13 protein-coding genes and 1 tRNA gene are annotated in these 12,187 nt (G+C 65.6%); all 14 read left to right on the top strand.

From position 1 onward, the window contains the following. The first annotated feature begins 8 nt into the window (after nucleotides 1–8). The 14 genes from BM436_RS25045 to BM436_RS25110 all read left to right on the top strand — a co-directional run bounded on the left by BM436_RS25045 (nucleotide 9) and on the right by BM436_RS25110 (nucleotide 12,187). On the top strand, nucleotides 9–332 hold the full coding sequence (locus BM436_RS25045) for a sigma-E factor negative regulatory protein (RefSeq protein WP_093558254.1): 324 nt from the start codon (nucleotides 9–11) through the stop codon (nucleotides 330–332). 230 nt (nucleotides 333–562) lie between these two features. Continuing rightward, nucleotides 563–2,065: a DegQ family serine endoprotease gene (locus BM436_RS25050; RefSeq protein WP_093558255.1), complete on the top strand. Its 1,503-nt coding sequence runs from the start codon at nucleotides 563–565 to the stop codon at nucleotides 2,063–2,065. Nucleotides 2,066–2,139: 74 nt separating this feature from the next. Continuing rightward, complete coding sequence (locus BM436_RS25055) at nucleotides 2,140–2,394, top strand: glutaredoxin family protein (RefSeq protein ID WP_093558256.1); 255 nt, start codon at nucleotides 2,140–2,142, stop codon at nucleotides 2,392–2,394. Nucleotides 2,395–2,603: 209 nt separating this feature from the next. Beyond that, nucleotides 2,604–4,397: a translation elongation factor 4 gene (gene lepA, locus BM436_RS25060; protein WP_093558257.1), complete on the top strand. Its 1,794-nt coding sequence runs from the start codon at nucleotides 2,604–2,606 to the stop codon at nucleotides 4,395–4,397. Then, complete coding sequence (lepB, locus tag BM436_RS25065) at nucleotides 4,394–5,314, top strand: signal peptidase I (RefSeq protein ID WP_093558258.1); 921 nt, start codon at nucleotides 4,394–4,396, stop codon at nucleotides 5,312–5,314. Before lepA ends, lepB begins: the two co-directional genes overlap by 4 nt. Nucleotides 5,315–5,346: 32 nt before the next feature. Further along, nucleotides 5,347–5,736 carry a DUF4845 domain-containing protein gene (locus tag BM436_RS25070; RefSeq protein WP_307666155.1) on the top strand — a complete coding sequence of 130 codons (390 nt, stop codon included), beginning with the start codon at nucleotides 5,347–5,349 and terminating at the stop codon, nucleotides 5,734–5,736. Nucleotides 5,737–5,750: 14 nt separating this feature from the next. Next, the gene (gene rnc / locus BM436_RS25075; RefSeq protein ID WP_093558259.1) at nucleotides 5,751–6,572 is read left to right on the top strand and encodes a ribonuclease III; all 822 of its coding nucleotides are present in this window, start codon (nucleotides 5,751–5,753) and stop codon (nucleotides 6,570–6,572) included. 16 nt (nucleotides 6,573–6,588) lie between these two features. After that, the gene (gene era / locus BM436_RS25080) at nucleotides 6,589–7,491 is read left to right on the top strand and encodes a GTPase Era (RefSeq protein ID WP_093558260.1); all 903 of its coding nucleotides are present in this window, start codon (nucleotides 6,589–6,591) and stop codon (nucleotides 7,489–7,491) included. A 13-nt stretch (nucleotides 7,492–7,504) separates the two neighbouring features. Continuing rightward, nucleotides 7,505–8,278, top strand: a complete 774-nt coding sequence (gene recO, locus BM436_RS25085; protein ID WP_093558261.1) for a DNA repair protein RecO — start codon at nucleotides 7,505–7,507, stop codon at nucleotides 8,276–8,278. A gap of 28 nt (nucleotides 8,279–8,306) precedes the next feature. After that, nucleotides 8,307–9,065 (top strand): pyridoxine 5'-phosphate synthase, encoded by a 759-nt coding sequence (pdxJ, locus tag BM436_RS25090; protein WP_093558262.1) that lies wholly within the window; start codon nucleotides 8,307–8,309, stop codon nucleotides 9,063–9,065. After that, nucleotides 9,062–9,475: a holo-ACP synthase gene (acpS, locus tag BM436_RS25095; protein WP_093558263.1), complete on the top strand. Its 414-nt coding sequence runs from the start codon at nucleotides 9,062–9,064 to the stop codon at nucleotides 9,473–9,475. The genes pdxJ and acpS overlap by 4 nt, the downstream gene beginning before the upstream one ends. Nucleotides 9,476–9,479: 4 nt before the next feature. After that, the gene (gene uvrC, locus BM436_RS25100) at nucleotides 9,480–11,354 is read left to right on the top strand and encodes an excinuclease ABC subunit UvrC (RefSeq protein ID WP_093558264.1); all 1,875 of its coding nucleotides are present in this window, start codon (nucleotides 9,480–9,482) and stop codon (nucleotides 11,352–11,354) included. An 81-nt stretch (nucleotides 11,355–11,435) separates the two neighbouring features. Next, a complete protein-coding gene (gene pgsA, locus BM436_RS25105; RefSeq protein WP_093558265.1) occupies nucleotides 11,436–12,023 on the top strand; it encodes a CDP-diacylglycerol--glycerol-3-phosphate 3-phosphatidyltransferase in 588 nt (195 codons plus the stop codon). Nucleotides 12,024–12,111: 88 nt separating this feature from the next. Next, nucleotides 12,112–12,187 (top strand) — tRNA-Gly (locus BM436_RS25110).

Raw genomic sequence — 12,187 nt, forward strand, 5'->3', positions numbered from 1 at the left:
CGGAAGACATGCACAAGAAACAACGACTCTCCGCGCTGATGGACGGCGAACTGGCCGGGCTGGACACCGAGCAGGCGATGGCCGAGCTGTCGGAGCCGGCGGGGCAGGCCACGTGGCGCAGCTACCGCGCCATCGGCGAGACCTTGCGCGCGGACCAGCCGGAACTGAGCGAGGGCTTCGCCGCCAGTCTCGCCGCGCGGCTGGACGCCGAGCCGGCACCGGGCGCGCGCGCGCCGCGCCGCCGGTCACCCGCCAAGCCGCGGCCGGCGCCGGACGCCGCCGAGGCGGAGCAGGAGGGCGCGCCGCCCGCCACGATCCTGGCCACCCCCTAAGGCCGGGCGGCGGCTGGGCGTATCGCAGCAACTTCTGCGCGCGTATCAACAGACGCTGCTGCCCACCGCGCAGGATGCGATCCAGCGCAAATCTCCCCCTTGAAAAACTTGCGGTTCGCAATATCTTGTGCATGCGGCAACGCCCGTTTTAGCTTACCATGTGCTGTGCCCTGCGCCCCATGGCGGCGGGGCCGGCGAGCTATCCAGAAAAAACCAAACCGATGCCATCCATGAAAACCAACTTCTCTACCGGTAGTAAAACGCTGTCCGCGCTGATGCTGAGCGCGGGTGTCCTGTTTGCCCCTGCTGTGCTGGGCCTGGCGCCCATGGCGCAGGCGGCCTCCACCGTCGCCGGCCTGCCCGATTTCGCCGACATGGTCGACAAGGTCGGCCCGGCCGTCGTCAACATCCGCACCACCGAGCGCGTCAAGTTGAGCCAGGGCGGCGCCGGGGCGCAGCCGGGCGAGGAGGAGATGCAGGAGTTCCTGCGGCGCTTCTTCGGCGGCGCGGTGCCCACCCCGCGCAATCCGGGCCAGGCCCCGCGCGGACGGCGCGGCACGCCGCAGCAGCAGGGCGACGAGGTGCAGCGCGGCGTCGGTTCCGGCTTCATCACCTCGCCGGACGGCTACGTGCTGACCAACGCCCACGTGGTGGACGGCGCCGACGAGGTCTACGTGACCTTGACCGACAAGCGCGAATTCAAGGCCAAGGTGCTGGGCGCGGACGCCCGCACCGACGTGGCCCTGCTCAAGATCGACGGCGCCAAGCTGCCCAGCCTGACCATCGGCGACTCGGACAAGATCCGCGTGGGCGAGTGGGTGGTGGCGATCGGCTCGCCGTTCAACCTGGAAAACACGGTCACGGCCGGCATCATCTCGGCCAAGTCGCGCGACACCGGCGAATACCTGCCGCTGATCCAGAGCGACGTGGCGGTCAACCCCGGCAACTCGGGCGGCCCCCTGATCAATATGCGCGGCGAGGTGATCGGCATCAATTCGCAGATCGCCACCCTGTCCGGCGGCTACAACGGCATCTCCTTCGCCGTGCCCATCGACGAGGCCATGCGCGTGGCCGACCAGCTGAAGAAATCCGGCAAGGTCACCCGCGGCCGCATCGGCGTGCAGATCGGCGAGCTGAGCAAGGAAGTGGCCGAGTCGCTGGGCCTGAAGGGCTCGCAGGGCGCCGAGGTGACGCTGGTGGAGCCGGGCGGCCCCGCCGACAAGGGCGGCGTCAAGGCCGGCGACATCATCCTCAAGTTCAACGGCGTGCAGATCAACCGCTCGTCCGACCTGCCGCGCCTGGTGGGCGGCACCGCGCTGGGCAGCAAGGCCGTGGTGACCGTGTGGCGCAAGGGCGCGCAGCTGGACCTGCCGGTGACGGTGGTGGAGCTGGAGGCGGACAAGACGGCCAAGGCCGGCGGTCCGGCCGAGAAGGCCAAGCCCGAGATGGCCGCCTTCAACGCGCTGGGCTTCAAGGTCAGCGACCTGACGGCGGCGCAGCGCAAGGAGACGCAGCTGGACGGCGGCGTGGTGGTCGACGCCACCGAGGGCACGGCCGCCAAGGCCGGCCTGCGCCAGGGCGACATCCTGCTGCAGCTGAACAACGTGGAGATCAAGGACGCCAAGCAATTCAACGCGCTGGTGGCCAAGCTCGATCCGAAGAAGGCGCACGTGGTGCTGGTGCGCCGCGGCGACGTGGCGCAGTTCATCCCGCTGCGCCCGGTGACCAAATAAACCCAACGGCAAATTCCGGGGTCGGACCCATTGGGTCTGACCCCCAGCCCTTCGCTTCGGGTTCAAAGTTTTTCATGCACTTCACCCTCTACTCCCGCGGCTACTGCCACCTCTGCCAGGACATGCTGGACGCCCTCAACGCGTTCCAGACCCCCGAGCGCCCCTTCACCGTCGACGTCATCGACGTGGACGCCGACGAGGCCCTGGTGGCCCGTTTCGACGAACTGGTCCCGGTGCTGTTCGCCGGCCTGGACCAGCCCGAACTGTGCCATTACTTCCTCGACGAAAACGCCGTGAGGCGGGCCCTGGCCGCCCAAAATCCCGTGTAAATCAGCCAACGGCGCCCGGTTCGCAGCATTAAACCGGGCTTTCCCCTCTGAAATCCGGTAAAATGCGGGGGTTGGAAAGCTCTTGTTTCCTTGCAGTGATAGTAACAAAAGCGCTCGCCAGGGCATCCACGCCCCGCCCGGAGCGCTTTTTTTGTCGCGCTTTTTTTGTTTGCCTACTCGAGGCAGTTCGTCTTTTTTAGATTTGTTTAATGAACAACATACGCAATTTCTCCATCATCGCCCACATCGACCACGGTAAATCGACGCTGGCCGACCGCATCATCCAGCTGTGCGGCGGCCTGTCCGAGCGCGAGATGGAGTCGCAGGTGCTCGATTCGATGGATCTGGAGCGCGAGCGCGGCATCACCATCAAGGCGCAAACCGCCGCCCTGCAATACAAGGCGCGCGACGGCCAGATCTACAACCTGAACCTGATCGACACCCCCGGCCACGTCGACTTCTCCTACGAGGTCAGCCGCTCGCTGTCCGCCTGCGAGGGCGCGCTGCTGGTGGTGGACGCGTCGCAGGGCGTCGAGGCCCAGACCGTGGCCAACTGTTACACCGCGCTGGACCTGGGCGTGGAAGTGGTGCCCGTGCTGAACAAGATCGACCTGCCGAACGCCGACCCGCCCAGCGCCATCGCCGAGATCGAGGACGTGATCGGCATCGAGGCCGGCGACGCCGTGCACTGCTCGGCCAAGACCGGCTTCGGCGTGGACGACGTGCTCGAATCCATCATCGCCAAGGTGCCGCCGCCGAAGGGCGACCCGGACGCGCCGCTGCAGGCGCTGATCGTCGACTCCTGGTACGACGCCTACGTGGGCGTGGTCATGCTGGTGCGCGTGGTGAACGGCACCCTGAAACCGAAGGACCGCATCAAGCTGATGGCGACCGAGTCGCTGCAGCTGGTGGAGGACGTGGGCGTGTTCGCGCCGCGTTCGCTGTCGCTGCCGCAGCTGTCGGCCGGCCAGGTGGGCTTCATCATCGCCGGCATCAAGGAATTGAAGGCCGCCAAGGTGGGCGACACCATCACCCTGGCCAACCGTCCGGCGCCGGCGCCGCTGCCCGGCTTCAAGGAAGTGCAGCCGCAGGTGTTCGCCGGCCTGTTCCCGGTCGAGGCCAACCAGTACGACGCGCTGCGCGACGCGCTGGAAAAGCTGAAACTGAACGACGCCGCGCTGATGTACGAGCCCGAGGTGTCGCAGGCGCTGGGCTTCGGCTTCCGCTGCGGCTTCCTGGGCCTGCTGCACATGGAAATCGTGCAGGAGCGCCTGGAGCGCGAGTTCGACCAGGACCTGATCACGACGGCGCCCACCGTGGTGTACGAGGTGGTGATGCGCGACAACAGCGTCGTCAAGGTGGACAACCCCTCGCGCATGCCGGAGCCGACCAAGATCAACGAGATCCGCGAACCCATCGTCACGGTCAATCTGTACATGCCGCAGGAATACGTGGGCTCGGTGATCACGCTGTGCATCGGCAAGCGCGGCGTGCAGATGGACATGAGCTACCACGGCCGCCAAGTCAAGCTGGTGTACGAGATGCCGATGGGCGAGATCGTGCTGGACTTCTTCGACAAGCTGAAATCGACCTCGCGCGGCTACGCGTCGATGGACTACGAGTTCAAGGAATACCGCACCTCCGACGTGGTCAAGGTGGACATGCTGATCAACGGCGACAGGGTCGACGCGCTGGCCATCATCGTGCACCGCTCGAACAGCGCCTACCGCGGCCGCCAGGTGGCCGCCAAGATGCGCGAACTGATCCCGCGCCAGATGTTCGACGTGGCGATCCAGGCCGCCATCGGCGTCAATGTGATTTCGCGCGAGAACGTCAAGGCGCTGCGCAAGAACGTGCTGGCCAAGTGCTACGGCGGCGACATCAGCCGCAAGAAGAAACTGCTGGAGAAGCAGAAGGCCGGTAAAAAACGCATGAAACAGGTGGGTTCGGTGGAGATTCCACAGGAAGCCTTCCTGGCAATCTTACAAGTGGACGAGAAATGACCCTGCAAGCCGTTCTGAGCAACTTTGCCCTGATATTGTTCATCCTGATGGTGGTGACCGGCGTCATCTGGTGCCTGGACGTGTTCTACCTGGCCAAGCAGCGCCGCGCCGCGGCCGACCGCGCCCTGGCCGAGTACGACGCCCGCACCGCCAAGCTGACCGCCGACGGCATCAAGCTGGACAACAACAGCAACCGCGCCGAGATCGAGGCCGCGCAGCTGCGCCAGCCGACCTGGGTCGAGTACTCGGGCAGCTTCTTCCCGGTGATCGCCCTGGTGTTCATCCTGCGCTCCTTCCTGTACGAGCCGTTCAAGATCCCGTCCTCGTCGATGGTGCCGACCCTGCTGATCGGCGACCTGATCCTGGTGAACAAGTTCACCTACGGCGTGCGCCTGCCCATCATCAACAAGAAGATCATCGAGCTGAACGATCCGCAGCGCGGCGACGTGATGGTGTTCAAGTATCCGCGCGACATGAGCCAGGACTACATCAAGCGGGTGATCGGCGTGCCCGGTGATAAAATCACCTATGAAAACAAGCGCCTGACGGTGAACGGCCAAGCGGTGAAGTACACCGCGCTGGACGACTACCTGAACGACGACAGCCTGCTGTACTCCAAGCAGTACAAGGAAAGCCTGGCCAACGTCGAGCACCGCGTCATCCTGACCGAGGGCGCGCCGAACGTGAACCTGGGCGACGTGAAGGACTTCCCGCACAGCGAGAACTGCACCTACCGCTACGAGGGTTTCACCTGCACCGTTCCGGCCGGAAACTACTTCATGATGGGTGATAACCGCGACAACAGCGCGGACAGCCGCTACTGGGGCTTCGTGCCGGACAAGAACATCGTCGGCAAGGCCTTCTTCGTCTGGATGAACTTCAGCAATCCGCTGAAGCGTATCGGCAGCATCAACTAAGCATCAACTAAGCACACTCTAGGAGATCGCATATGCGTGGCATGCACAAGCAGCAGGGTATTTCCCTCGTCGGCCTGATCCTGACGCTGGCCGTGCTGGGCGTGCTCGGGGTGCTGGGGATGAAAATCGTCCCCACCTATTCCGAGTACCGCGCCATCTCGTCGGCCATCGTCACCGCCAAGGGCGCCGGCAGCACGCCGAAGGAGATCATGACGTCCTTCGACAAGAGCGCCGAGGTGGGCTACATCACCGCCATCACCGGCCGCGACCTGATCATCGAGCGGGAAGAGGGCGGGCTGGAGGTGAGCTTCGCCTACGACAAGAAAATCCCGCTGGTCGGCCCGGCCAGCCTGTTGCTGGAATACGCCGGCACCACCTCGAAATCGGGCGTGGCGGCGGCCAAACCCAAACCAGAACAATAAAGAAACACGAGTCCATGAATCTACAGTTATTGCAAACCCGTTTAGGCTACACGTTCCAGGATGCTGGCCTTCTGCAGCAAGCCTTGACGCACCGTAGCCACAGCAGTTTGCATAACGAACGCCTGGAATTCCTGGGCGACTCCATCCTGAACTGCGTGGTCGCCTCGATCCTGTACGAGCGCTACAGCGGCATCGACGAGGGCGACCTGTCGCGCCTGCGCGCCAACCTGGTCAAGCAGCAATCGCTGTACGAGATCGCGCAGAAGCTGGAACTGTCGCAGTTCCTGCGCCTGGGCGAGGGCGAGCTGAAGTCGGGCGGATTCCGCCGCCCGTCCATCCTGGCCGACACGCTGGAGGCGCTGCTGGGCGCGATCTTCCTGGACACCAGCTTCGACGCCGCCGCCAAGGTGATACGCGCCTTCTACATCCCCATCCTGGACAGCGTGGACCCGCAAACCCTGGGCAAGGACGCCAAGACCCTGCTGCAGGAATTCTTGCAAAGCAAGAAGATCTCGCTGCCGCTGTACAATGTGGTGGCCACCCATGGCGCCGCGCACAGCCAGGAGTTTGAAATCGAGTGCCTGGTGCCCAAGCTGGGCATCCAGGTCTATGGCCGCGGCGGCAGCCGCCGCGCCGGCGAACAGGCCGCCGCCAAGCTGGCGCTGGAAGTGGCGGAGCAGGCGTTGCAGAAAACGCCGGCCGCCGCGCGCAAGCCACGCCAGCGCGGCGCCCAGCTGAAGCTGGCCGGCATCGCCACCATCCAGGGCGAGACCGACCCCGAACCGGCCGCCCCAAAAGGCAAGGCCGCTGGCGATGGCAAAGTAGCCAAATCTTAAAATAAGCAGGTCACACATGAACACCGAAACCACCCCCGCCGGCTTCCGCTGCGGCTACATCGCCATCGTCGGCCGTCCCAACGTGGGCAAATCGACGCTGATGAACATGCTCATCGGCGCCAAGGTCAGCATCACCTCGCGCAAGGCGCAAACCACGCGCCACCGCATCACCGGCATCCAGACCCTGGACGACGCCCAGTTCATCTACGTGGACACGCCCGGCTTCCAGACCCGCCACGCCAACGCGCTGAACAAGACGCTGAACAAGACCGTCACCAACACGCTGGACTCGTCGGACGTGATCCTGTACGTGATCGAGGCCGGCACCTTCGGCCCGCAGGACCAGCAGGTGGTGGACCTGCTGCCCAAATCGGTGCCCGTGATCCTGGTGATCAACAAGGCGGACCGCGTGAAGGACAAGGCCACGCTGATGCCGTTCGCGCAGCAGGTGGCGGCCAAGCACGACTTCGCGGCCATCGTGCCGGTGTCGGCCAAGCTGCGCTTCCAGCTGGACGGCCTGCAGGACGAGATCAAGCGCCTGCTGCCCGAGAACGAGCCGGTGTTCGGCGCGGACGACATCACCGACCGCAGCGAGAAGTTCCTGGCCTCGGAGATCGTGCGCGAAAAGCTGTTCCGCTTCGTCGGCGACGAGCTGCCCTACACCAGCACCGTGCTGATCGAGAAGTTCGAGCAGGAGGGCAATCTGCGCCGCGTCTTCGCCGCCATCCTGGTCGAGCGCGACACGCACAAGTCCATGATCATCGGCAACAAGGGCGCGCGCCTGAAGGACGTCTCCACCCAGGCCCGGCTGGACATGGAAAAGCTGTTCGGCGGCCCGGTGTACCTGGAGATCTGGGTCAAGGTCAAGTCCGGCTGGGCCGACAACGAAGCGGGATTGCGCGCCTACGGCTACGAGTAATGCCATTCCGGGAATGTCTGTGAGCGCCGCGGCGGAACCCAAGCGACCCCGCGCCCCCGCGCGCGAACGCACGGTCGGCACCCGCGTCGCGGGGCAGCCGGCCTTCGTGCTGCACAGCTATCCCTACAAGGAAACCAGCCTCATCGTCGACATGCTGACGCGCGACTACGGCCGCGTGGCCCTGATCGCCAAGGGCGCCAAGCGCCCGCACTCGCAGCTGCGCGGCGTGCTGCAAACATTCCAGCCCCTGTCCGCCAGCTGGACCGGCAAGAACGAACTGCGCACGCTGACCGACGCCGAATGGGTGGGCGGCATGCTGCCGCTGGAGAAGACCGCGCTGCTGTGCGGCTTCTACCTCAACGAGCTGCTGGTCAAGCTGCTGGCGCGCGACGACGCCCATCCCGACCTGTTCAACCACTACGTGTCCACCCTGAACCAGTTGGCGCATAATGAACCCGCGCCCATCGTGCTGCGCAAGTTCGAGCGCGCGCTGTTGAAGGAAACCGGCGTCGCCGCCGACCTCGCGCGCTGCGCCGACACCCGCGAGCGGGTGAGGGCGGAGGTGGTGTACGTGGTGGACCCCGAACGCGGTCCGCGCCCGGAGCGGGCGGCGGACCAGGCGCCGCGCGTGTCCGGCAAGACCCTGCTGGACATGGAGCGCGAGGACTACCAAGACGCCGCCACGCAGGCGCAAAGCAAGCAACTGATGCGCTTCCTGCTGGCGCATCACCTGGGAGGCGCGCCGCTGAACACGCGCCAGATACTGATCGACCTGATGCAGCTGTAAAGCGGCTGTCAACAACCCATCCAAGACCATGAGCTTCCTGTTCCCCTCCGGCCCCGTCATCGACCTGGGCGTCAACATCGACCACGTGGCCACCTTGCGCAACGCGCGCGGCACCGCCTATCCCGACCCGATCCGCGCCGCGCTGCTGGCCGAGCAAGCCGGCGCCGACTGCATCACCCTGCACCTGCGCGAGGACCGCCGCCACATCAAGGACGCCGACGTGATCGCGCTGGCGCCGCAGCTGGTCACCCGCATGAACCTGGAGGCCGCCGTCACCCGGGAGATGCTGGACTTCGCCTGTTCCATCAAGCCGGCCGACGTGTGCCTGGTGCCCGAGAAGCGCACCGAGGTCACCACCGAGGGCGGCCTGGACGTGGCCGGCCACTTCAACGAGGTGCAGGCCGCCGTCCGGCAGCTGCAGGCCGAGGGCATCCGCGTCAGCCTGTTCATCGACGCCGACGAGCAGCAGATCGCCGCCGCCGCCGAATCCGGCGCGCCCGTCATCGAGCTGCACACCGGCCGCTACGCCGACACCGAGGGCGCGGAGCAGGCCGCCGAGCTGGAGCGCGTCAAGGCCGGCGTGCTGTTCGGCGCGCAGCGCGGGCTGAAGGTCAACGCCGGTCACGGCCTGCACTACACCAACGTGCAGGCCATCGCCGCCATTCCCGGCATCGTGGAACTGAACATCGGCCACGCCATCGTCGCGCACGCCGTGTTCGTCGGCTGGGAAAACGCCGTGCGCGAAATGAAGGCCATCATGGTCGCGACGAGGCTGGGCGCGAAATGATCTACGGCGTCGGCACCGATATCTGCCAAATCTCGCGCGTGGCGCAGTCGCTGGAACGCAGCGGCGCGCGCTTCGCGGAAAAGATATTGGGACCGGAGGAACTGCTGCAGTACCGGAAGCGCAGCGCCAACGGCAGCGGCGGCGCCGCGCGCGGCCTGCGCTACCTGGCCACGCGCTTCGCCGCCAAGGAAGCCTTCGGCAAGGCCATCGGCACCGGCGTGGCCGGCCCCATGACCCTGCGCAACGCCCAGCTGCTCAACGAGGACAGCGGCAAGCCGGTGATGGTGTGCAGCGGCACGCTGGCCGAATTCATGCAAAGCCACCGCCTGTCGTCGCAGGTGAGCGTGAGCGACGAGGCGGAATACGCGGTCGCTTTCGTGATCGTCGAACAGGCCCCGGAAACCGTATAAATCAATGACAGACGCAAACGACGAAACCCCGGGCGAGACCATTGATGCGCGCGCGCAGGTGCTGGCCACGGTGGCCAAGCTGCCCAACCTGCCGGGCGTGTACCGCTATTTCGACGCCGCCGACAACGTGCTCTACGTGGGCAAGGCGCGCGACCTGAAGAAGCGCGTGTCGAGCTACTTCCAGAAGAACCTGGCCAGCCCGCGCATCGCCATGATGGTCGAGCGCATCGCGCGCCTGGAAACCACGGTCACGCACAGCGAGGCCGAGGCGCTGATCCTCGAGAACAACCTGATCAAGGCCCTGCAGCCGCGCTTCAACATCCTGTTCCGTGACGACAAGTCCTACCCCTACCTGAAGATCACCGGCGACGCCGTGCCGCGCATGGTCTACTACCGCGGCGCGGTGGACAAGCGCAACCAGTACTTCGGTCCCTTCCCCAGCGCCTGGGCGGTGAAGGAATCGATGCAGATCCTGCAGAAGGTGTTCCTGTTGCGCACCTGCGAGGACAGCGTCTACGCCAACCGCACGCGCCCCTGCCTGCTGCACCAGATCGGCCGCTGCAGCGCGCCCTGCGTGGACGCCATCGCCGTCGAGGACTACAAGATGGACGTGGACAACGCCGCGCGCTTCCTGCGCGGGCGCACCAGCGAAGTGATGGAGGATCTCGAAAAGAAGATGCACGCCTACGCCGCCGACCTCAAGTTCGAGCAGGCCGCCTCGGTGCGCAACCAGATCCAGTCGCTGTCCAAGGTGCTGCACCAGCAAAGCATGGAGACCACGGGCGACGCCGACGTCGACATCATCGCCGTGCTGGTGCAGGGCGGACGCGCCTGCGTCAACCTGGCCATGGTGCGCGGCGGCCGCCACCTGGGCGACCGCGCCTACTTCCCGTCCCACTTCGGCGACGCCGCCGCCATCGCGGAGGCCGCGCCGGAGGTGGAGGTGCTGAGCGCCTTCCTGGTGCAGCACTACACCGAGAAGTTCATCCCCGGCACGCTGATCCTCAACATCGAATACGACCAGCCGGAGCTGATGATCGCGCTGCAGGAGCAGTGCGGCCACCGCATCAACCTGATCTTCCAGCCGCAGGGGCAGCGCCGCCAGTGGCTGGAGCTGGCGCAGAAGGGCGCCGAGATCTCGCTGGCGCGGCTGCTGTCCGAACAGGGCTCGCAGCAATCGCGCACGCGCGCGCTGGCCGAGGCGCTGGCGCTGGAGGCGGACGACCTGGACACGCTGCGCGTGGAATGCTTCGACATCTCGCACACGCAGGGCGAGGCCACGCAGGCCTCGTGCGTGGTGTTCCACCACCACCAGATGCAGAACGGCGAATACCGCCGCTACAACATCAACGACATCACGCCGGGCGACGATTACGCCGCCATGCGCCAGGTGCTGATGCGGCGCTACGAGAAGGTCGCCAACGGCGACGGCGTGATGCCGGACGTGGTGCTGATCGACGGCGGCAAGGGGCAGGTGGAGATGGCGCGCCAGGTGTTCTCCGAGCTGGGGCTGGACATCGGCCTGATCGTCGGCGTGGCGAAAGGGGAGGGCCGCCGCGTGGGCCTGGAGACGCTGGTGTTCGTGGACGGCCGCGCGCCGCGGGAACTGGGCAAGGAATCGGCCGCGCTGATGCTGGTGGCGCAGATCCGCGACGAGGCGCACCGCTTCGCCATCACCGGCATGCGCGCCAAGCGCGCCAAGACGCGCCAGACCTCGCGCCTGGAGGAGATCGAGGGCATCGGAGCCAAACGGCGCCAGAAGCTGCTGGCGCGCTTCGGCGGCCTGCGCGGCGTGGTCAACGCCAGCGTGGAGGACCTGATGTCGGTGGAGGGCATATCCAGCGCCCTGGCGGAAGAAATCTACAAACAACTCCACTAGAGCCCCGTGTTCGCTGGTGCTTAGCCACCCGGCAAGGTAGACTAGCGGCGCATTGATAATAATTACGAGCCGCTGTCACCTATGCCCTTCAATATCCCGATTCTGTTGACCTGGTTGCGCGTCGCGCTGATCCCGCTGGTGGTGGGCGTGTACTACCTGCCGCCGCCCTGGCTCCCGGTGGCGGACCGCAACCTGGCCGCGACCGTGGTGTTCATCGTGGCCGCCATCACGGACTGGTTCGACGGCTTCCTGGCGCGGCGCTGGAACCAGACCTCCGCCTTCGGCGCCTTCCTCGACCCGGTGGCCGACAAGCTGATGGTGGCCGGCGCGCTGCTGGTGCTGGTACAGCTGGACCGGGTCAACGCCATCCTCGCCTTCATCATCATCGGCCGCGAGATCACCATCTCCGCGCTGCGCGAATGGATGGCGCAGATCGGCGCCTCGAAGTCGGTGGCGGTGAACTCGATCGGCAAGATCAAGACCGCCGCGCAGATGACGGCCATCCCCATGCTGCTGTACCACGACGTGCTGTTCGGCGCCGTCGACACCCAGTTCTGGGGCGACAAGCTGCTGTGGATCGCCAGCGTGCTGACCGTGTGGTCGATGTTCTACTACCTGAAAAAAGCCTGGCCGCTGATCAAGGAAAAGAGCGGCATGCTGGAAAATTAAGATAAATCGTTTCCAGTGCCCTTGACAACGGTTCTGTAGGGTCTATAATGCTGGCCTGTTGTTGATGACAACGCGCAGCGAGAACGAAGCGGGAGTAGCTCAGTTGGTAGAGCGCAACCTTGCCAAGGTTGAGGTCGAGAGTTCGAGACTCTTCTCCCGCTCCA

Origin of the sequence: Pseudoduganella namucuonensis (assembly GCF_900116645.1) — a bacterium.
Classification (GTDB): domain Bacteria; phylum Pseudomonadota; class Gammaproteobacteria; order Burkholderiales; family Burkholderiaceae_D; genus Rugamonas; species Rugamonas namucuonensis.

Excerpts from the sequence above, each read along its gene's own strand:
- pdxJ (WP_093558262.1), top strand. The coding sequence starts at position 8,307 with ATGAGCTTCCTGTTCCCCTCCGGCCCCGTCATCGACCTGGGCGTCAAC.
- lepA (WP_093558257.1), top strand. The coding sequence starts at position 2,604 with ATGAACAACATACGCAATTTCTCCATCATCGCCCACATCGACCACGGT.
- era (WP_093558260.1), top strand. The coding sequence starts at position 6,589 with ATGAACACCGAAACCACCCCCGCCGGCTTCCGCTGCGGCTACATCGCC.
- BM436_RS25050 (WP_093558255.1), top strand. The coding sequence starts at position 563 with ATGAAAACCAACTTCTCTACCGGTAGTAAAACGCTGTCCGCGCTGATG.
- uvrC (WP_093558264.1), top strand. The coding sequence starts at position 9,480 with ATGACAGACGCAAACGACGAAACCCCGGGCGAGACCATTGATGCGCGC.
- acpS (WP_093558263.1), top strand. The coding sequence starts at position 9,062 with ATGATCTACGGCGTCGGCACCGATATCTGCCAAATCTCGCGCGTGGCG.
- BM436_RS25070 (WP_307666155.1), top strand. The coding sequence starts at position 5,347 with ATGCGTGGCATGCACAAGCAGCAGGGTATTTCCCTCGTCGGCCTGATC.
- BM436_RS25045 (WP_093558254.1), top strand. The coding sequence starts at position 9 with ATGCACAAGAAACAACGACTCTCCGCGCTGATGGACGGCGAACTGGCC.
- pgsA (WP_093558265.1), top strand. The coding sequence starts at position 11,436 with ATGCCCTTCAATATCCCGATTCTGTTGACCTGGTTGCGCGTCGCGCTG.
- BM436_RS25055 (WP_093558256.1), top strand. The coding sequence starts at position 2,140 with ATGCACTTCACCCTCTACTCCCGCGGCTACTGCCACCTCTGCCAGGAC.
- recO (WP_093558261.1), top strand. The coding sequence starts at position 7,505 with ATGTCTGTGAGCGCCGCGGCGGAACCCAAGCGACCCCGCGCCCCCGCG.
- rnc (WP_093558259.1), top strand. The coding sequence starts at position 5,751 with ATGAATCTACAGTTATTGCAAACCCGTTTAGGCTACACGTTCCAGGAT.
- lepB (WP_093558258.1), top strand. The coding sequence starts at position 4,394 with ATGACCCTGCAAGCCGTTCTGAGCAACTTTGCCCTGATATTGTTCATC.